The sequence below is a fragment of the Kushneria sp. AK178 genome (assembly GCF_053903105.1).
The window spans coordinates 1,194,967-1,214,600 of the sequence record NZ_CP096381.1 but is presented as its reverse complement, the minus strand read 5'-3'; the positions used below and the strand labels follow the sequence as shown (position 1 = coordinate 1,214,600).

General features: G+C 64.3%; 17 protein-coding genes. 5 read left to right on the top strand and 12 right to left on the bottom strand.

What is annotated here, in order from left to right; all coding sequences use genetic code 11:
* Nucleotide 1 precedes the first annotated feature (1 nt).
* From scpB to M1D97_RS05350, 7 genes are all read right to left on the bottom strand, one after another.
* Nucleotides 2–943 carry an SMC-Scp complex subunit ScpB gene (gene scpB, locus M1D97_RS05380; protein ID WP_456269717.1) on the bottom strand — a complete coding sequence of 314 codons (942 nt, stop codon included), beginning with the start codon at nucleotides 941–943 and terminating at the stop codon, nucleotides 2–4.
* Complete coding sequence (locus tag M1D97_RS05375) at nucleotides 940–1,824, bottom strand: segregation and condensation protein A (protein WP_456269716.1); 885 nt, start codon at nucleotides 1,822–1,824, stop codon at nucleotides 940–942. The genes scpB and M1D97_RS05375 overlap by 4 nt, the downstream gene beginning before the upstream one ends.
* Before the next feature lie 64 nt (nucleotides 1,825–1,888).
* A complete protein-coding gene (pqqE, locus tag M1D97_RS05370) occupies nucleotides 1,889–3,052 on the bottom strand; it encodes a pyrroloquinoline quinone biosynthesis protein PqqE (RefSeq protein WP_456269715.1) in 1,164 nt (387 codons plus the stop codon).
* Nucleotides 3,049–3,336: a pyrroloquinoline quinone biosynthesis peptide chaperone PqqD gene (gene pqqD / locus M1D97_RS05365; protein WP_456269714.1), complete on the bottom strand. Its 288-nt coding sequence runs from the start codon at nucleotides 3,334–3,336 to the stop codon at nucleotides 3,049–3,051. The genes pqqE and pqqD overlap by 4 nt, the downstream gene beginning before the upstream one ends.
* Nucleotides 3,333–4,115 (bottom strand): pyrroloquinoline-quinone synthase PqqC, encoded by a 783-nt coding sequence (gene pqqC / locus M1D97_RS05360; protein WP_456269713.1) that lies wholly within the window; start codon nucleotides 4,113–4,115, stop codon nucleotides 3,333–3,335. Before pqqC ends, pqqD begins: the two co-directional genes overlap by 4 nt.
* Nucleotides 4,112–5,041, bottom strand: a complete 930-nt coding sequence (pqqB, locus tag M1D97_RS05355; protein WP_456269712.1) for a pyrroloquinoline quinone biosynthesis protein PqqB — start codon at nucleotides 5,039–5,041, stop codon at nucleotides 4,112–4,114. Before pqqB ends, pqqC begins: the two co-directional genes overlap by 4 nt.
* A gap of 189 nt (nucleotides 5,042–5,230) precedes the next feature.
* Entirely contained in the window at nucleotides 5,231–7,045 is a 1,815-nt protein-coding gene (locus M1D97_RS05350) for a DEAD/DEAH box helicase (protein WP_456269711.1), read from the bottom strand.
* An 85-nt stretch (nucleotides 7,046–7,130) separates the two neighbouring features.
* On the opposite strand from M1D97_RS05350, the gene M1D97_RS05345 reads away from it, so the two are divergent.
* Together M1D97_RS05345 and M1D97_RS05340 are read left to right on the top strand one after the other, a co-directional pair.
* A complete protein-coding gene (locus M1D97_RS05345; protein ID WP_456269710.1) occupies nucleotides 7,131–7,544 on the top strand; it encodes a hypothetical protein in 414 nt (137 codons plus the stop codon).
* Nucleotides 7,545–7,623: 79 nt separating this feature from the next.
* Nucleotides 7,624–7,944, top strand: a complete 321-nt coding sequence (locus M1D97_RS05340) for a putative quinol monooxygenase (protein WP_456269709.1) — start codon at nucleotides 7,624–7,626, stop codon at nucleotides 7,942–7,944.
* Between the two features lie 90 nt (nucleotides 7,945–8,034).
* On the opposite strand, the gene purL is transcribed toward M1D97_RS05340, so the two are convergent.
* On the bottom strand, nucleotides 8,035–11,934 hold the full coding sequence (gene purL, locus M1D97_RS05335) for a phosphoribosylformylglycinamidine synthase (protein ID WP_456269708.1): 3,900 nt from the start codon (nucleotides 11,932–11,934) through the stop codon (nucleotides 8,035–8,037).
* 322 nt (nucleotides 11,935–12,256) lie between these two features.
* Between purL and mltF the strand changes: the two genes are divergently transcribed.
* Entirely contained in the window at nucleotides 12,257–13,699 is a 1,443-nt protein-coding gene (gene mltF, locus M1D97_RS05330; RefSeq protein WP_456269707.1) for a membrane-bound lytic murein transglycosylase MltF, read from the top strand.
* Complete coding sequence (locus M1D97_RS05325; RefSeq protein WP_456269706.1) at nucleotides 13,696–15,693, top strand: sensor domain-containing diguanylate cyclase; 1,998 nt, start codon at nucleotides 13,696–13,698, stop codon at nucleotides 15,691–15,693. The genes mltF and M1D97_RS05325 overlap by 4 nt, the downstream gene beginning before the upstream one ends.
* On the opposite strand, the gene tadA is transcribed toward M1D97_RS05325, so the two are convergent.
* A complete protein-coding gene (gene tadA / locus M1D97_RS05320; protein ID WP_456269705.1) occupies nucleotides 15,681–16,142 on the bottom strand; it encodes a tRNA adenosine(34) deaminase TadA in 462 nt (153 codons plus the stop codon). The genes M1D97_RS05325 and tadA overlap by 13 nt on opposite strands.
* Nucleotides 16,143–16,263: 121 nt before the next feature.
* Entirely contained in the window at nucleotides 16,264–17,331 is a 1,068-nt protein-coding gene (locus tag M1D97_RS05315; RefSeq protein ID WP_456269704.1) for an NAD(P)-dependent alcohol dehydrogenase, read from the bottom strand.
* A 237-nt stretch (nucleotides 17,332–17,568) separates the two neighbouring features.
* On the opposite strand from M1D97_RS05315, the gene M1D97_RS05310 reads away from it, so the two are divergent.
* Nucleotides 17,569–18,489 carry an AraC family transcriptional regulator gene (locus M1D97_RS05310; protein WP_456269703.1) on the top strand — a complete coding sequence of 307 codons (921 nt, stop codon included), beginning with the start codon at nucleotides 17,569–17,571 and terminating at the stop codon, nucleotides 18,487–18,489.
* On the opposite strand, the gene M1D97_RS05305 is transcribed toward M1D97_RS05310, so the two are convergent.
* Together M1D97_RS05305 and M1D97_RS05300 are read right to left on the bottom strand one after the other, a co-directional pair.
* Nucleotides 18,474–18,830 (bottom strand): DUF3817 domain-containing protein, encoded by a 357-nt coding sequence (locus M1D97_RS05305; protein WP_456269702.1) that lies wholly within the window; start codon nucleotides 18,828–18,830, stop codon nucleotides 18,474–18,476. The two genes, M1D97_RS05310 and M1D97_RS05305, sit on opposite strands and share 16 nt — an antisense overlap.
* An 83-nt stretch (nucleotides 18,831–18,913) precedes the next feature.
* Complete coding sequence (locus M1D97_RS05300; protein ID WP_456269701.1) at nucleotides 18,914–19,486, bottom strand: GNAT family N-acetyltransferase; 573 nt, start codon at nucleotides 19,484–19,486, stop codon at nucleotides 18,914–18,916.
* Nucleotides 19,487–19,634 lie beyond the last annotated feature (148 nt).

The following is a 19,634-nucleotide window of genomic DNA, read 5'->3' as shown; positions in this document are numbered from 1 at the left end:
CTCAATCTTCAGGGTCACTGGTGTGTGTCGATCTCTCATCGAGTCCAGTATCCGGGCGGTCGCGGTCCGGCCTGTCGTGGCCCGGCCTGTCGTGGCTCGGCCTGTCGCGCAGCCGCTCGGCCAGTCGCTGGCCGATCTCGTCAAGACTCGGACTCTGACCGGCAGGCGTTGGCGCCTCGATCGACGAGTGTGGGGATGGTGCCGGCGCCCCCTCGGGCGAGTCGGCCGGCCCATCTGCTGTATTACTGCTGTCGCTATCGACAGCGTGTTCGGTAGCCATACCCTCGTTGGCAATGCTTTCGCTGGCAGCGTCTTCATTGTCGGGTAGCGAGTCTTCGGTGGTCGCCGAAGCATTTGATGCTTCTACGGTCTCTGCAGACGGCGCACCGGGGGTGAGCTGTTCGAGCCAGTCGACGGTTTCGCCCTCCTTCACCGCACTGATCGGCGGCAGCTCGTCCAGCGTGCGCAGCCCGAAATCATCCAGAAAGCTTCGGGTGGTCGCATACACTGCCGGACGCCCGGGCACATCGCGATGGCCGGCGACCCGCACCCAGCCGCGCTCGACCAGGGTGCGCATGATCGAGGCGCTCACCGACACCCCGCGCACCTCTTCGATATCGGGTCGTGTCACGGGCTGACGATAGGCGATCAGAGCCAGCGTCTCCAGCAGCGCCCGCGAATAGCGCTGCGGGCGCTCGTCCCACAGCCGTGACACCCAGGGCGAGAGAGCATCGCGCACGCGCAGACGAAATCCCGACGCCGTCTCCTCGAGCACCAGCGCACTGTCTTCCAGTCGTTCCCCGAGCGTGGCCAGCGCCTCGCGCAGTGCCCGGCGCCCGGGCCGTTCGGCGTCGTCAAAAACGACTTCCAGACGCTCGATCGTCAGCGGTTCGCCGGCCGCCAGCAGCACGCCTTCAAGAATGCGATCCAGCGATGGCGTCATGATCCCCCCACCGCATCATCCACTTCAAAGGGCTGCTCGCTTGATCCGTCATCGTCGTCGGGCGACGGCGCCTGCGCGCGCACATGGATGGGCGACAGCGGCGCGTTCTGTACGATCTCGATCAATCGCTCCTTGCTCAGTTCCAGAATGGCCATGAAGGTGACCACCACCCCCGCGCGTCCCTCTTCCGGGTCAAAGAGCGTCTCGAACGAGGTGAACTGCTCATCGTTGAGGCGCTCCAGAATGGCCATCATCCGTTCCCGGGTCGAGAGCACTTCCCGGGTGATCTGATGCTCCTTTTTGAAGTCGACGCGCTGCATCAGACCGGACAGCGCCCCCAGAAGCTCTGACAGCTCGACCGGCGGATGCTGTACGCGCGGCTGTAGCACCGGCAGCCCCGCTTCAGCCTGATACCAGTCACGCCCCTGACGCGGCAGCTCGTCGATGGCCCGGGCGGCCAGCTTGATCTGCTCGTACTCCTGAAGGCGTCGCACCAGCGCCGCCGTCGGGTCCTCTTCGTCTTCGTCGTCATCCGAGCGGGGCGGACGCGGCAGCAGCGTGCGTGACTTGATCTCGGCCAGCATGGCGGCCATCAGCAGGTATTCGGCGGCAAGATCAATCCCGCTGACCTTCATGAGCTCCACGTAGTCGATGTACTGATGGGTCACGGCCGCGACGTTGACAGCCAGAATATCGAGATTCTGACGCCGGATCAGATACAGCAGCAGATCCAGCGGCCCCTCGAAGGTTTCCAGAAAAACGCGCAGCGCCTCCGGCGGGATATACAGATCCTCCGGCAGGTCATGCAGGGGCTCGCCGCCCACCATGACGGTCGGGGCAACCTCGGCACCGGGGCTTTGAAGATCACCGGACTGGGTCATGGGGGGCAACGCGAAGGCTCAAGTGACACGGGGCATGGCCCCGAGTCTATCAGGATGGCCCGTGTCAGGCATCTGCGTCCTGTGGTATCGCGGCAGTCGAAGGCGACTGATGCCGGGTGCGGGCAAAACGGCGATAGGCAAAGGGCTCGTCGCGCCCGGCCTCCTCCAGCGTCAGCGTCTGCACCTCCTCATGCCAGGGCGAATGCTGGCAGACCGGGTCCATCTGACGCGCGTCGCCGGTCATCATCAACGCCTGACAGCGACAGCCGCCGTGATCGATGTCGCGGCGATCGCAGCTCTGGCAGGCATCAGGCAGGAAGTCGGTGCCGCGAAAGGCATTGAAGGCCGGCGAGTGATACCAGATATCGGCCACGCCGTGATCGCGCACGCTCCAGAACTCGAGCCCCGGAATGGTCTGCGCCGCATGACACGGCAGGCCCTGCCCCGAAGGCGTGATGTTGATGGTCTGGCGTCCCCAGCCGTTCATGCAGGGCTTGGGGCCGTGGGCATAGTAGTCCGGCACCACCGAATCGATGGCAAGGCGGCCCTTGAGACGCGCCTGGGCGGCCTCGACCGTTCTCAGTGCCGTCATGACGTCCGCGCGACGCGGCATGAGCGCGCTGCGGTTGTGCAGGGCCCAGCCGTAATACTGGGCGTGCGCCAGTTCCAGACGCTCGGCACCCAGCGCCAGCGCCAGATCGATAAATTCATCGATCTGATGAATATTGGCGCGATGGATCACCACGTTCATCGTCAGCGGCAGCCCCAGCTTTCGAACCTCAGCAGCGAAGGCGCACTTTTTGTCGAACGCCCCGCGCATGCCCGAGACGTGCTCGGTCACCTCATCGGTGGCGCCCTGAAAGGAGAGCTGAACGTGATCCAGCCCGGCGGCGTCGAGGGCGGCCAGCCGCTCGGGCGTAATGCTCACGCCCGCGGTGATCAGATTCGAGTAGAGCCCTTCCCGGGCACAGGTCTCGACCAGCTCGACCAGATCCGGCCGCGCCGCCGGCTCGCCACCGGAGAGATGCACCTGCAGAACACCGACCTCCGCGGCCTCGCGCAGCACGCGCTGCCAGCCGGCGGTATCGAGTTCATCACTGCGACGCTCGAGCTCGACCGGGTTGGAGCAGTAGGGACACTGCAGCGGGCAGCGATGGGTCAGCTCGGCCAGCAGCCCCATGGGCGGGGCAACGGCCGTATCAGCGTGTGTTGACGTCGTGTCATTCATGTCGTCATCTCCAGCACGCCCCGATCGATCAGGGCATGAAACAGGGCCAGCACGTCATGACGAATCCGGGCCCGCTCGGCATCAAAATCGGCGGCCAGCGCATCGACGATCTGCGACACGGATCGCTCGCCGTCCACCCGGACCATCACGGCGTGGGCAATCGCATCCAGCTGAAAGATCCGCTCCGGCGCCAGCAGCACCCAGCCGCCGCGTGCGGCATCATGGCGCATGCGCACGCCCCGCGGCAGGCGCACCACGGCATTGTCGTCGAGACCGCTGCTCAAGGTGCGGCTCCTTCGACCAGGCCCTGCTCGCCGTCCCAGGCCCCCGGCGGCCGGTGGCCCTCGACATAGGCGTGCTGCAGCGCATCCAGCATGGTCCAGAGCACGTCGCACTTGAAGATCAACGCCTCCAGCACCGCCTGCTGCTGATCGGCACGCCGGGCGTGCTCGCGCACATAGGTCAGCGCTCGCTCGGCGTCGTGAGGGGCCTGGGTCAGACGCGGGCGGAAATAATCCAGTGTCTCTTCCGAGACAAAATCGTAGTGCGCAAGCATCCCCGAGACGCGGGTACCGATCACCTTCGGCGAAAAGAGCTCGGTGAGTGACGAGGCGATGGCCTCCAGCAGCGTGCGATCACGCACGAAGTGGGTATAGGCCTCGACCGCAAAGCGTGTCGCCGGCAGGATCAACCGGGTCGAGCGCACCATGTCACGGTCCAGCCCCAGCCCCTCGGTGAGCTTCAGCCAGCGCTCGATGCCGCCGTCGCCGGGCGCCTCGCCGTCGTGATCGACCAGCCGGCTGCGCCACTCGCGCCGCCAGTCCGGGTCATCAAGACGCGCCATCAGGGTGGCGTCCTTGATGGGAATCATCGCCTGATAGTAATAGCGGTTGAGCGCCCAGGCCCGCACCTGACAGCGGTTGAGCTCGCCGTTTTGCAGCGCCAGCTGAAACGGGTGGCGGTGGTGATAGCGCGCCTCGCCGATCTCGCGCAGACGCGCCTCCAGCGCTTCGGCGCTCAGCGGCTCGGTCACGTCGCCCAGGGGCGCATCAGGGGAACTCAAGGCGTGATCTCCATGCCGTCGAAGGCGATCTCCCAACCGGCGTTGTCGGCCTCGCGCCGCTCGGCGCTGTCCTCGATCAACACGGGGTTGGTGTTGTTGATGTGAATGAAAATGCGCCGACCGATATCCGCATCGGCCAGCGCCGCCATGCTGCCATCCATCCCCGACATCGACATGTGGCCCATGCGCTGGCCGGTCTTTTGACCAACGCCGGCACGCACCATCTCGTCATCGCGCCACAGGGTGCCGTCAAACAGCAGCGCGGCGGCCCCTTCGAGCCGCTCGGCCAGGCGTGGCGTCACGGTGGCGCAGCCGGGAATGTAGTAGAGCCGCCGGCCGTCGAGTTCGAACTCGACGCCCACGGTGGACTCGCCCTCGGCGCCGATCTCCACCTGATCGCCTTCCAGGTAGAGCGCGGTCTTGCCGGGCACGGCGAAAACGGTCGCCGAGAGACCGGGCAGCAGTTCAATGCGGCTGTCGAGCGCCACATCGCGCCGCTCGACGCAGTCCGGGGCAAGCACGTTGAAAATCGGGTTGTCGCGCAGCACGCCGTGAATCTCCGGCGTGGCATACAGACGAAACGACGAGCGTTCGCGCAGGCTCAAAAGCCCTGCGACATGATCCACGTCACCATTGGTGACCAGAATCGATTGAATCGGGGTATGACGGTCATCCCGTGTCGGCTGAAGCGCCGGCTCACGCTGTAGCTGGTGCAGCACTTCGGGGGCGCAGTTGATCAGCGCCCAGCGCTCGCCGTCTACCGAGACCGCGATCGAGGACTGGGTACGGGGCACCACCCGCTGCGGTTCGGCGCGGGCCAGCCGGCACACGTCACAGCGACAGTTCCATTGAGGCAGGCCGCCACCGGCGGCCGACCCCAGTACGCGCACGCGCAGGCGCCGCGTACCGACAGCATCACTCTTCAATGTCGATTTCGATATCGGCAGGCAGATAGACGCTGGCTTCCATACCAGCACTGATTTCCTTGACTTCGGGGGCAGACCAGCTCATGACAAACTCCTTGATCGCAAATGGATCGCACACAATGATAATGGCGTTGTCATGCGACAACGGTGCTGATTCTAACAGAATAACGGGATCGGTTACTGCCCCCGTCAGCCTGGCTCGGCGCTGTCGGCGCGCCGATAGCGGCCTTCATGATCGAACAGGCGCTCGCGTACCTGCCAGTAGCGCCCCACCTTGCGCCCCACCACGAAATCCGGATGACGAAGCCGCTCACGCGAGGCGATCACCTCCCTGATCGTGGTCGGCCGCCAGCCCACGCCAGGGGCGCGCAGATGCTGTTTCAGCCAGGCGTGATAAAAGGCGGTGCGCTGGGCGGACGTCTCCAGGGCGTACCACTCCGGGAGCGTGGCCCCGTCCTCATCCACATAGGTCACCTTCAAGCGGGCCATGCCGCGTCCGTTGACGCTCTCCTCGAGCATCATGCCGCTGACCCTGAGCACCAGAGCATCCTTGAGCTTCAGGGCGTCGCGCAGCTTGTCGTCGGCATCGATCAGCTGCTCCTGACAGTGGCGACAGCGCCGGGCGGCGATATCGTTCTGCGTGCCGCACTGCTCGCAGACCTTGTAGCGAAAGCGAAAGTCACACTGCACCCGGCTGCCCTGCTCGTCCTCGACCAGCCCCTGACAGCGCCGACCGAAATGCTCGATCACCAGCTCGCCGTCGCGCTTGCCCCAGAAGATGTTGGCAAAACCGCACTCGGGGCACTCGACCTGCACCGGCTCGCTGTCACTGTCCGGTCGCGGCGTATCGATCTCGGGGCCGTAGAGCGCCCAGGGGTTACCGGCGTAATCCAGCACCAGACACTCGGTCTTGCCGGGCGACAGGCGCAGCCCGCGACCGACGATCTGCTGATAGAGCCCCACCGACTCGGTCGGTCGCAGAATCGCGATCAGATCGACATGCGGGGCGTCAAAACCGGTGGTCAGCACCGCCACGTTGACCAGATACTGGATCTCGCGCGCCTTGAAGGCCTCGATCAGGCGCTCGCGCTCGCGTCCGGCGGTCGTGCCGGTCACCAGCGCCGCCTGCCCCTCGGGCAGATAGCCCATGATCTCCTCGGCGTGCGCCACGGTGGCGGCAAAGATCATCACGCCCTGGCGGTCGTGGGCGTGCGCCATGACATCCTCGATGATTACCGGCGTGGCCCGGTTGCCGCTGACCACGCGGTTGAGATCGGACTCGGCGTACTGCCCGCTGCTGCGCGGCGAGAGCTGCGAAAAATCATAGCGCGCTACCGCGGCATCGATGCGTCGGGGCTCGGCCAGATAGCCCTGTTTGACCATGACGCGCAGGGGCTGTTCGAACACGCAATCGCGGAAAAAGGATGTCTCCGGGCCGCGCACCATGCCGTGATAGTGACGGTGATAGATGAACCCCTGCCCCAGCCGATAGGGGGTAGCCGTCAGCCCCAGCACCTTGAGATCCGGCCGGGCCGCCCGCAAATGGTCAATGACACGCTGGTAGCTGCCGGGCTGCTGCCGGCGTTTGTTCTCCGCGCCTGCGTCCACCATGGGCGCCACGCGATGGCACTCGTCGATGACCAGCAGCGTGAACCGACCGTCATCAAATTCGTCAAGCGCATTGATCACGGACTGTACCGACCCAAAGACCACCTGACGCTGGCTGTCCCGTCGCCCCAGCCCGGCACTGAAAACATCGGCGCTGAGGCCGTAGGCCTCGTACTTGGCGTGATTCTGCGCCACCAGCTCACGCACATGGGCCAGCACCAGCACACGGCCGCGGGCGATGCGGGCCAGCTCGGCAATGACCAGACTCTTGCCACTGCCGGTGGGCAGCACCACCACGGCGGGATCATCGCTTTGACGGAAATGACCGACGACGCGTTCGACGGCCTCCTTCTGGTAGGGGCGCAGCTGCGGGGGTGTCGTTAAAGACGCTGACATGACCTTATACTGATCCTGTGGTCCCCGGTGTCGGGACCGGATGGATGTTTAACACCGTCACCACGGGTGACCGAAGAGGCGCGCAATGCAGGCCAACACGCAGATCGAGCACTACATTGAAAACCTGGGCGCCATGGATTTCCAGGTGGAAGCCATCGATACCCACGCGGCACGCATTACGCTCGAAAGCCTGGAGTTCGTGCTGGTCGTGGCCGAGGATGAGCCGGCCTTCTTTCAGCTGATGCTGCCCGGCATCTGGCAAGCCGACGCCAGCACCGACCGTGCCCAGCTGCTCGATGTGGCCAATGACGTCATGAATGCCATCAAGGCGGCCAAGGTCGTCATTCACGGTGAAGCCGTTCATGTCAGCGTGGAGCAGTTTGTGGCGGGCCCCGAACAGGGCGCCTCACTGGTGCCCGGGCTTCTGGAACTGCTGCGAAGCGCGGTCGCCGAATTTCACGAGCGCATGGGCATGGGCCCGGCGCCCAGGGTCCATTAGACCGCGCGCCGGAGATCGTCTCGACGCCGCGGACCTTACTGCTGCCCCCAAACACTCAATGTCTGCAGGGAGAATCATGATGAGCGCAACCAAAGCCACCTTTGTCGTACTGGCAGAGTTCAGAATCAAGGAAGGCCAGCGCGATGCGTTTCTGGCGCTGGCCCACAACGACGCCAACGAGTCGCTGGCCAATGAAAGCGGTTGCCACCAGTTTGATGTGCTGGTGCCGGAAGAGGACGGCAACACCGTCATTCTTCACGAGGTCTACGCCGACCGCGCCGCCTTTGAAAAGCACATGACCATGCCCCACTACCAGCCCTTCAAGGACGGCACCGAACCGCTGCTGGCAGAAGCACCGACCGTGCGCTTTTTCCATCCGGCCGAACGCCCGCAGAACTGATCGCGCCGTAGCAGCACTGCAAAGGGGCCTCCCGGGGAGGCCCCTTTTTTATGGCTGCCTGATGTCGAACACCTCAAGCGGTGATCGACTTCAGCCCACCCACTTTCTGGCATTGCGGAACATGCGCATCCAGCCGCCGGCCTCGCGCCACTCCTGCGGACGCCAGGAGTTGGTGACGGCGCGCGCCACACGTTCGGGGTGCGGCATCATGATGGTCACGCGGCCATCCTGCGAGGTGAGACCGGTAATGCCCGACGGCGAGCCGTTGGGGTTGGCCGGATAGCCGGTGGTGACCTCGCCGAAGTTGTCAACGTAGCGCAGCGCTACCGTGCCGCTCGCCTGCGCCTGACGCAGGTGGCTGGCGTCACGGAACTGCGCCTGCCCTTCACCGTGCGCCACCGCAATCGGCATGCGCGAGCCGGCCATGTCGGCCAGAAACAGCGACGGTGTGGACTCGACGCGCACCATCGACACGCGCGCCTCATACTGCTCGGAGAGGTTGCGCACAAAGCGCGGCCAGTGATCGGCGCCGGGAATCAGCGACTTGAGCCGGGAGAGCATCTGACAGCCGTTGCATACGCCCAGGGCGAAGGTGTCCTGACGCTCGAAAAAGCGCGCAAACTGCTCGCGGCCGCGCTCACTGAAGAGAATCGACTTCGCCCAGCCGCCGCCGGCGCCCAGCACATCCCCATAGGAGAAGCCGCCGCAGGCCACCGCGCCCTGGAAGTCGGCCAGGTCCACGCGCCCTTCCAGAATGTCCGACATGTGTACGTCGATCGCCTCGAAGCCGGCGTGGGTGAAGTTCCACGCCATCTCGAGCTGGCCGTTGACGCCCTGCTCGCGCAGGATTGCCACCCGCGGCGCCGCCCCCTGATTGATAAAGGGCGCTGCCACATCCTCGTCAACGTCATAGCTCAGGCGAGCGTGCAGCCCGGGGTTGCGGGTCTCATCGAGCGCGTCGAACTCCTGACGGGCGCAGTCGGGATTGTCCCGGCGCGCCTGCAGCTGATAGCTGGTTTCCGCCCAGGTGCGAATGGCATGAACGCGCGTGGTCTCGATCAGCGCCGTATCATAGAGCATCACCGAGAAGCGGTCGTCTTCTGTCGGGGCGCCGATGCGATGAACGCACTCGCCCAGCCCTGCCTCATTGAGCACCGCCAGCACGGTCTCGATGTCGTCACGGCGGACCTGGATCACCGCGCCCGGCTCCTCGGCAAACAGCGCCGCGGTGGCCTGATGGGCATCGAGCACCAGATCGTCCAGCGTGACCGCCAGGCCACAGTGGCCGGCAAAGCTCATCTCGGCCAGCGTGGTCAAAAGCCCGCCATCGCTGCGGTCGTGATAGGCCAGCAGCCGACCATCGCGGTTGAGGCGCTGCACGGCGTCGAAAAAGCCGATCAGATCTTCGGGCGCGTCCAGGTCCGGGGCGTGCGATCCCAGCTGACCGTAGACCTGTGCCAGTGCCGAGCCGCCCAGGCGGTTCTTGCCGCGGCCGAGGTCGATCAGCACCAGCTCGGTCGCCTCACTCGGGTCCAGCTGCGGCGTCAGCGTCTTCAGGGTATCGCTGACCGGCGCAAAACTTGAGACGATCAGCGACAGCGGCGCCGTGACAGCCTTGTCGCGCTCGCCGTCACGCCAGGCGGTGCGCATCGACATCGAATCCTTGCCGACCGGAATGGCGATGCCCAGCGCCGGGCACAGTTCCATGCCGACCGCGTGGACCGCATCATAGAGGGCCTGATTTTCGCCCTCATGATCGGCCGCGCTCATCCAGTTGGCGGACAGCTTGATGTCGCCGAGCGCCTCGATGGGCGCGGCGGCAATGTTGGTAATCGCCTCGGTGACGGCCAGACGCGCCGACGCCGCCGGTGAAATCAGGGCCGTGGGCGTGCGCTCGCCCATCGCCATGGCCTCCCCGGCATGGGTGTCAAAGGCGGCCGTGGTGACGGCACAGTCCGCCACCGGCACCTGCCAGGGGCCGACCATCTGATCGCGCACGCTCATGCCGCCCACGGTGCGATCGCCAATGGTGATCAAAAAACTCTTGGAGGCGACCGCCGGCAGCTGCAGCACCCGGTCCATGGCCTCGTTGAGATCCAGATTGTCCAGCATCAGGGGCGGCTGCGGGAGCTGGCGACGCTCGAAGCTGCGCTGCATCTTCGGCGGCTTGCCGAACAGCACGCTCATGGGCAGATCGATGGGGCGCGTCTCGAAGTGATCGTCGACCACCGCGATTTCGTGAGACTCGGTGGCCTCGCCGACCACCGCAAACGGGCAGCGCTCGCGGTTACACAGCGCTGCGAACTGCTCGATCGCCTCCGGCGCCACGGCCAGCACATAGCGCTCCTGCGCCTCGTTGCACCAGATCTCCAGCGGCGTCATGCCCGGCTCGGCACTGGGCACATCGCGCAGACTGAACAGTCCGCCGCGGCCGCCATCCTTGACCAGTTCCGGCAACGCGTTGGAGAGCCCGCCGGCGCCCACGTCATGGATAAAGCTGATCGGATTATCCTCGCCCAGCGCGATACAGCGATCGATGACCTCCTGGGCGCGGCGCTCCATTTCGGCGTTATCGCGCTGCACCGAGGCAAAATCGAGTTCATCGCTGGTGCTGCCGGACGCCACCGACGAGGCGGCCCCGCCGCCCAGACCGATCAGCATGGCTGGCCCGCCCATGACGATCAGCTTCGCGCCGACAGCGATCTCGCCCTTGAGTACATGTTCATCGCGCACGTTGCCATAGCCACCGGCGAGCATGATCGGCTTGTGATAGCCGCGTCGCTCGACGCCGGCCAGGCCGACCACATCATGCTCATAGGTGCGAAAATAGCCGTTGAGCGCCGGGCGGCCGAATTCGTTGTTGAACGCTGCCGCCCCGATGGGCGCTTCGATCATGATGTCCAGCGCGCTTCTGGTGCGCTCGGGCTTGCCGTAATCGAACGCCTCCCACGGCTGCAGCCACTCCGGAATACGCAGGTTGGAGACGGTAAAGCCGGTCAGGCCCGCCTTGGGCTTGCCACCGCGACCGGTGGCGCCCTCGTCACGGATCTCGCCGCCGGCGCCGGTCGCCGCCCCTGGATAAGGCGCAATGGCGGTCGGGTGATTGTGCGTTTCGACCTTCATCAGGATATGGATCGGCTCCTGATGGGCGCGGTAGCGAAAGTCGCGGCTGTCGGCCAGAAAGCGCCCGGCGTCATGGCCGCGAATGATGGCGGCGTTGTCGCTGTAGGCCGACAGCACGTTGTCCGGCGAGCACCGATAGGTGTTGCGGATCATGCCGAACAGCGAGTGCTGTTGCGCCTGATCGTCGATGCGCCAGTCGGCGTTGAAGATCTTGTGGCGGCAGTGCTCGGAGTTGGCCTGAGCGAACATCATCAGCTCGACATCGCTGGGATTGCGCTCAAGCCCGGTAAAGGACTCGACCAGATAGTCGATCTCGTCCTCGGCCAGCGCCAGTCCGAGCGTGACGTTGGCCTCGGCCAGCGCCTGACGCCCGCCGTCCAGGATATCCACATGGCTTTCCGGCGCCGGCATATGCTGCTCAAACAGTTTGGCGGCATCGCTTGAGTCAAACAGCACCGTCTGCGTCATGCGATCGGCCAGCACCTGACGGATCCCCTCGACCGCGTCTCTGGAGGGCAGCGAGTCGGTTTCGACAAACCAGGCCACGCCCGCCTCGATGCGACGCACCTGATGCAGACCACAGTTGTGGGCGATATCGGTGGCCTTGGAGGACCAGGGCGAGACCGTGCCAAAGCGCGGCACGACCAGATAGAGGGCGCCTGCCGGCACCGAATCAGCCCGCTCGTCGGCCTCCAGCAGCGCACACAGGCGCTCGACGACCCCGGGTTCCGGCGTCTGCTCGATATCCACAAAATAGCGATGCATCGCATGCACCCCCGTCACGCCCGGCATCACCTCACGCAGACGGGCAAGCAGACGGGCATGACGGAAGGAAGAAAGGGCACTCTGGCCGTGCAGTTCGAGCATGACGAACGAAGCCTCTACTGACTGACAGGAAATGAGGAGATATGCGGGAACGCCATCGCCAGGATGCAGCGGCCCCCCGTATTGAAACAGCGCCAGGCGGCGAGGGCGACATCATACTGGAAAGCGTCTCGCGTGGCGAAGGCCGAGGGCACGTGATGCCCAACGGCCCGGTATCAGTCGAAAGACTGAGGCTATCATGCAGGTAAGACCCATCGACTAGCCGGGTCTATCTGCCATCGGTATCTTGTATCCACCCTTCAAACGGCCGTTTTCTCCCATGTACAGGCATCCTTTACGCACAACCCGACGAATCGCGGGGCTGGTGGCAGCGCTTTTGCTGCTGCTGACGCCTGCCCGCGCGATCTCGACGTGGTGGGGCGAGCTGATGCCGGCCACCATGACACCCCGCACCACGCTTGCCGATATTCAGCAGCGGGATTTTCTGTCCGTCGCCACGCGCAACGCACCAATCACCTTCTATGAGGGCCGTCAGGGGCCGACCGGCTTCGAGTTCGAGCTCTTTCGCCGCTTTGCCGATGAGCTCGGCGTCAGCCTTGCCGTGGAAGATGACCACCACATTCGAGGCGTGCTGCAACACGTCGCCAACGGCCACACCGATATCGGCGCGGCGGGTCTGGTGCTGGATCAGCAGCGCCCGGGAGTGACCTATTCCCGGCCGATCATGTCGATGCAGCCCATGGTGGCCTACCGGCGCGGCATGTCGAGACCCAGGACAATCGAGGATCTGGACGGGCTGGACATCGGCACGGTCGCAGGCGCCGGGACCAGCCGTGTCCTTCATGATCTGCAGAAAACCCACCCGACGCTGACCTGGCGGGAGAGCCCCGATATCGAAACCACGGACCTGCTGAAAATGGTCGACAGCGGGGAGCTGGATGCTGCCGTGGTCTACGCGCACGAGTTCAAGCTGAGCCGCCTGTTTTTCCCGAAGGTGGCCAGTGCCCTGACGATCGGTGACCCCGTCACCCTGGCATGGGCCTTCCCGGCCGATACGGACCCGTCGCTGGTCGAGCGGGCCAACGACTTTATCGGTGACATGCGACGCTCCGGCGATCTGGAGCTTCTGAGACAGCAGTATTTCGGCCATGATGACTATCTTGAATATGTTGGCGCACGGCGCTTTATTGCCCAGGCACAGACGCATCTGAAGCAGTGGCTGCCCTACTTCAAGCGAGCCGCCGGCAAGACCGGCCTTGACTGGAAGCTGCTGGCGGCGGTGGGATATCAGGAGTCGCACTGGCAGCCGGACGCCGTCTCGCCCACTGGCGTCAAGGGATTGATGATGCTGACCCGGGATACCGCCCGTCACATGAACGTGGCCGATCGCAGGGACCCGCAGCAGAGCATCGATGGCGGCGCCCGCTATCTGCGCTATCTGCATGACCGCATCCCTGAGGAGGTCGCCGAGCCGGACAGGACCTGGATGACGCTGGCCGCCTACAACCTGGGGCTCGGCCACCTGTATGACGCGCGACGGCTGGCACGTCTGCAGGACCATGATCCCGACCAGTGGGCGTCAATCCGGAAAATGCTGCCGCTGCTGCAGGAGAGCCGCTGGTATAGCCAGGTGGAACACGGCTTTGCACGTGGTAATGTGGCCGCACTCTATGTGCGCAACATCAAGCGCTATAAAGAGATCCTGACCTGGGTCGAGCGCACTCAGTATCAGTTCTCATCGCTTGAGCGGGCCACTGCCAGCAATACCACCACCCCAGCATTCGAGACCGTACCCCCTGTTCCATGAAAGCCCTTTTCGCCCGTCATGGTGACCCGCTGCTGACACTGCTTGCCCTGCCCTGTATTGCGGCGGGATGGTGGCTGATGCGCTCTCAGGAACATCTACTGCTGGCCATGACCGCCATGGTCACGCTGTCACGGCTGACGATGACCATCGCCGGCCAGTGGCACCCCCATCTCATGAGACCCGTTGCCGTGACGATGGCCGCCGTCACGCTGATGCCCCTGCTGGCACTGCTGGGCTCCTTTGTACTACCCGACACGCTCATGAACTATGCCCAGTGGTCGATGCTGTTTGATCACTGGCCCGGGCGGGCGCCGTTCTACTCCCTGCGCCCGTCCATTCTGATCACTCTGGCGCTGCTTTTTTTGCTGCTGCTGCCGCTTTTCCCCTCACGCCCCGGGGGCGTCGCACCCATCGCCCTGGCCATGGCGGCCACGCTGGTTGTCATGCATCTGATCGAGCAGCACTGGTTTGTCTCGCTGCATGAAGTGTCGCTGTCGACGCCGACCCTGCTGGCCGTGACGTTGCTGCTGGCCGCCGAAACCCTGACACAGTGGCCCCGGCGGCGCCCCGGGGCCATCGGTATCGCCCTGGCCGCCTCGATGACCGTACTGCTGGTCCTGCTGGTGCTCTGGCACTATCACAACAGCCAGAACATTCGCGAGGTCGATCAGGTGGCCCGCATGCGCGTCGATACCCTGAGCGAGCGGCTGGGGCAGGAAATCAGCGTCAGCGACCAGGCCATGCAGCGCTTTGCCATCAGCTGGGACAGCGCCGACAGCTCACCATCCAGCCGCGACTGGACCCATCGCGCCCGACGCCTGGACGAGCATTTCGACTATATGGAAACCATCGCCTATATCGACCGTCAGGGGCCGGGTATCCGCCACGCCTATCCGCGACGGGACAATCAGCCGCTGCTGGGTACCCATATGCTCGCAAGCGATAACAACGAGGCGCTGTTCACCGCCCTGCAGGGCAGCGCCAGCGCGACCGGTCTGGTCAATCTGACCAACGGCGGTCGGGGCGTGATCTTTTATCAGCCCGTTCAGGATCTGGACAGCGCCGCCATTACCGGTGCCGTGGCCTTTGTGGTCGATCCCGCCCGCCTTTTTGCCACGCTTGATGATGCCCGGAACAATCACAGCTTTCGCGTTCGGGTCATGCAGGGCGGTGACACCCTCTACACTTCCGATACCCCTGAAGCGCTGAGCATGCTGGAGCACTGCAATATTCTGCGGCTGGGCCAGAGCAACTTCACCATCTGCGCCGAGGCCAGCTACGCCCGGCTTTTTTATGATCGCTCCAAGCTGCCGGCCATCGTGTTGCTCACCGGGCTGATCTTTACCTGGATGATCTATCTGCTGACGTATTTCCATCACCGCCTGCGCCGGCGCCATAACGGGGTCAAGGACGCCAATTACCGTCTGCGTGGCGAAGTGGAAAAGCGCATTGCCCTGCAGCAGGAGGTAGAGTGGCTGGCCCAACACGACGAGCTGACGGGACTGCCCAATCGACGCTACTTCAGCCAGTGGGTCGAGGCCCTTGATGCATCACGGCCCAGAACGATCATTTTGCTGGACATCGATCACTTCAAGCAGATCAACGATCAGCTCGGCCATCCCACGGGAGATGCCTATCTGCAGCGTGTGGCTCACCGCCTGAAGGAGGTCGTAACGGCCAGTGGCGGGCTGCTGGCCCGCTTCGGGGGCGAGGAGTTCATCGTCTGTCTGCCGGGCGCCACGCCCGAGCAGGCGGTCGCGATCGGCGAGCAGCTGCGCCACGGCGTCGAACGGCTGGCCCTGCCAAGACAGGAGGCACACGCGGTCGTCACCATCAGCGTCGGGCTGATCAGTACCCGCCGCGCCAGCGACACCCTGGCGGAGCTGATCCAGACTGCGGACCAGGCGCTCTACCGGGCCAAACTGGCCGGACGCAATCGCGTCGAAGCGGCCGGCGCGCTGGACGCCGCACCGCCCGGCGCTCACGACGACTGACGCCGCTGCTCGAAAAAGTGCTTCAGCAACCGGCGGGCAGGCGCTGCCAACACCCCCGACGTGACCACCACGTCATGGTTGTGCCAGGGCTGGGCAAACAGATTGGCCTTCGACTGCGCCATGCCGGTTCGGGGCTCCGGCGTGGCATACACCACTCGTTTGATCCGGGCATGAATAATGGCCCCGGTACACATCAGGCAGGGTTCAACAGTGACATACAGCGTGCAATCGGTCAGCCGGTAGTTGCCGCTGCGCCGTCCGGCATCGCGCAGTGCCCGCACCTCGGCGTGCGCGGTGGGATCGCACTGTCCAACCGGCGCATTGAACCCTTCACCAATAATCTCGGCTTCGGCGCTGACCACGACCGCGCCGATCGGCACCTCGTCTGCGGCCATCGCCAGCCGGGCCTGATCCAGCGCCCGGTGCATGTAGAATTCGTCGCTGCGCATCTATCGCTTCCGTTAGGTGATGGTCCTGCTGCCCGAACGGGCCCACCGTGATGATATAAAAAAACCGGCGCCTCGGGGCGCCGGTTTGAACACGACAGTGTTGCGCTGCAACGCTTTTTGATCAGGCCGCGCTGTTTTCCCTGATGGAGGCCATGTCGATCACGAAGCGATAGCGTACATCGCCCTTTTGCATGCGATCCCACGCCTCGTTGATCTGATCGATATTGATCATCTCGACGTCACAGGTGATGCCGTTGTCGGCGCAGAAATCCAGCACCTCCTGGGTTTCCGGCATGCCGCCGATCAGTGAACCGGCCAGCACCCGGCGACGAAAGACCAGATTGGCCCCGCTGACGGCCGGGTCGAGCGGCTCGAGCAGGCCGACCAGAATGTGGGTGCCATCGGGCTTGAGCGCGTTGAGGTACGGATTGATGTCATGCTGGACCGGGACGGTATCGAGCATGAAATCGAAGGTCTCGGTGATGGCGGTCATCTGCTCGTCATCGGTGGAGACCACCACGTGATCGGCGCCCTGCTCTTTTGCCTCGGCCACCTTGGATTCGGAGCGGGTAAAGAGCGTGACCTCGGCGCCCAGGGCACTGGCCAGCTTGACGCCCATATGGCCCAGCCCCCCCATACCGATGACACCAACCTTGTCGCCCGGCTTGACGCCGTAGTGCTTGAGCGGTGAATAAGTGGTGATGCCGGCACACAGCAGCGGTGCCGCGGACTTGAGATCGATGCTTTCGGGCATGCGCACCACGAATCGCTCGCTGACCACGACCGAATCGGAATAGCCGCCCTGGGTCAGGGTGTTGTCGTGGCGGTCGGGGCTGCCATAGGTCATGGTGAAGCCTTCGGCGCAGTACTGTTCCAGGCCGCTGTTGCAGGAGCGGCACTGGCGGCAGGAGTCCACCATGCAGCCCACGCCCACGATATCGCCGACACTGTACTGCGTGACCTCATCCCCCACGGCGGTCACACGGCCCACGATTTCATGGCCCGGCACCACCGGATAGGCGGCCATGCCCCAGTCATCACGGGCGAAATGAAGGTCACTGTGGCAGACACCGCAGTACATGATTTCGATGGAGACGTCATCGGGACGCGGCGTACGGCGCTCGAAGCTCCAGGGCGCCAGCGGTGTGTCAGCGCTATGGGCGGCGTAGCCTTTTGCGGATGTCGACATGAATACTTCTCCTTGCGCATAACGCATCAAAACCGGATACCCACTCTCGCGCGGATATCTTCAAGTGGGATCAGTCTGGCGGCGACAGCGCTGTCACACCATACACGGTCCTGCTGCGTACTTGCCCATTCCTGCATGAGCTGGCGTTATAAGGTATCATTGGCGTCCTTTTCATGCACAATTCTGCCGATACCGGTACCCGGTGCAGGGACCGCCATGAATCACGGATGCCTTCCCATGTCTGATACGCTGCCTGATATCTCCCACGAACCGGCACCCGAGGCGCTGCAACAGCGCATGTGTGATCTGATCACGCCCCTGATCGACCGCGATGGCTACATCCCCACCGCACTGGAGGGCGTACAGCTGATGGCCCTGCACGGCAGCCACCAGCGCACGCCGCTGGTCTACGAGCCGGGACTGATCATCATCGCCCAGGGCGAGAAGACGGGCTATCTGTCAGAGCGGGTCATCCATTACGGCGCCGGTCACTATCTGGTCCAGGCCATGCCGGTCCCCTTCGAGTGCGAGACGCAGGCCACGCCACAGGCGCCCCTGCTGGGGGTCTTTATCAGCATCGACATGATCATGCTGGGAGAGCTGAACCAGGTCATGCCGACCACGCCGGAGCGTGCCACACCGCCCGACCCCATGGCCGCCGTGACCCTGACAACGTCCATGGCCCATGGCGTCATGCATCTGCTGGAGTGTCTCCACGATGAGACCCTGTGTCGCGCGCTGGGCCGCCAGCGCATCCGGGAGGTGCTGTTCGAGGCGCTCAGGGGGCCGCAGGGCGAGTCACTGCGCCAGCTGCTGCAGCAGACCCAGTACGCACGTATCGGCCACGCCCTCGAGACGCTGCACAGCGACTACGCCCGGCCGCTGTCCGTCGAGACGCTGGCCGGCAAGGTCAACATGAGCGCCTCGGCCTTTCATCACCACTTCAAGCGCTTTACCCACCTCTCGCCGCTGCAGTATCAAAAGCGCATCCGCCTGTTGAAGGCACGCGCCATGATTGCCGCCGGCACCCACAACGTCAGCGGTGCGGCCGGCGCCGTGGGCTATCAGAGTGCCTCGCAGTTCAGTCGGGAGTACAAGCGCTACTTCGGCCATCAGCCGGCGGGGGATCAGTACCCGGCGCGTCAGCGCGCCGAGTGAGCCCCGGAGGCTGCCTTGCTCATGCGCACCAGCTCTGCCTCCTTGCGGCGCATGAAGGGGGCATTGATGAAGGCACCGAAGGGAATGAAGGCCGCCAGAATCATGCGCGCGATATCCAGTCCATTCCAGCCGCCCATGGAGACCACCCGAAAGACCACGGACAGATAGAGCAGAAAGGCCACGCCATGGATGGGCCCCATGATGGAGACCGCCAGCGGGAAACCCGCCACATGCTTGAGCGGGACAGCCACCACGATCAACAGCAGCAGCGTGGTGCCCTCCAGAATCGACACCAGCCGCAGGCGTTTCATTCGGGTATGGATCAGATCAGGAGTATTCAAGGGAAGCTCTCTTGCATCGAAGTGCATTGAAACGGGTCGTGGCGCTACTGTAATGAACGAACGCATCGCGGCGCTACCCGCCATCACTGCCCCGCTTCGCGCCAGAGCGCCGCATCATCACGGGAGAGACCGTAGACGGCATGATCATGTACCACCCCGTTAACGCTTTCTGCCCGCGTGATCACGCCCTCCAGCCTCGCCCCCAGACGCTCGCAGACCGCCCGGCTCCGGGTATTGCCCGTCGCCGCCGAAATCTGCATCTTCTCCAGGGCGTAGTCTTCAAGGGCAAGTCGTATCATCGCCTGACAGGCCAGCGTCATCAGTCCGCGGCCCTGCCAGCGCTCATCCAGCCAGTAGCCCAGACTGGCCCGTCCGGTGGCCGGCATGATCTCGTTGAAGCTGACCGTGCCCACCAGCAGGGGGCGCGTTTGCGGAGAATAATGCAGGCCACAGATCAGGCGTTTGCCGTCGGCGTAGTCATGCAGCGACTGACGAATAAAGCCGGCGCTGTCGGCCGGCGATGTGGTATGCGCCACCCAGCCCAGCCACCGGCTCAGATGGGCTCGGTTGTCATCCACCAGTCGATAGAGTTCAGGCGCCATGCGGGGATGCAGCAGCGACAGGGAGAGCGTCTCGTTGATCGGATGAAAGAACATGGCAGGCCCTGTCAGGAGAGTGTGTATCAGCGGTGATGTTCATCGCCCACTATATTCACCTCTTCGAATAATGCCAATGCGCCCCCTGTCGCCCCGGTGATGGCCGTGCCATCGCCACACGCTGCCGGAGACTGCCCCCGATCTGCCG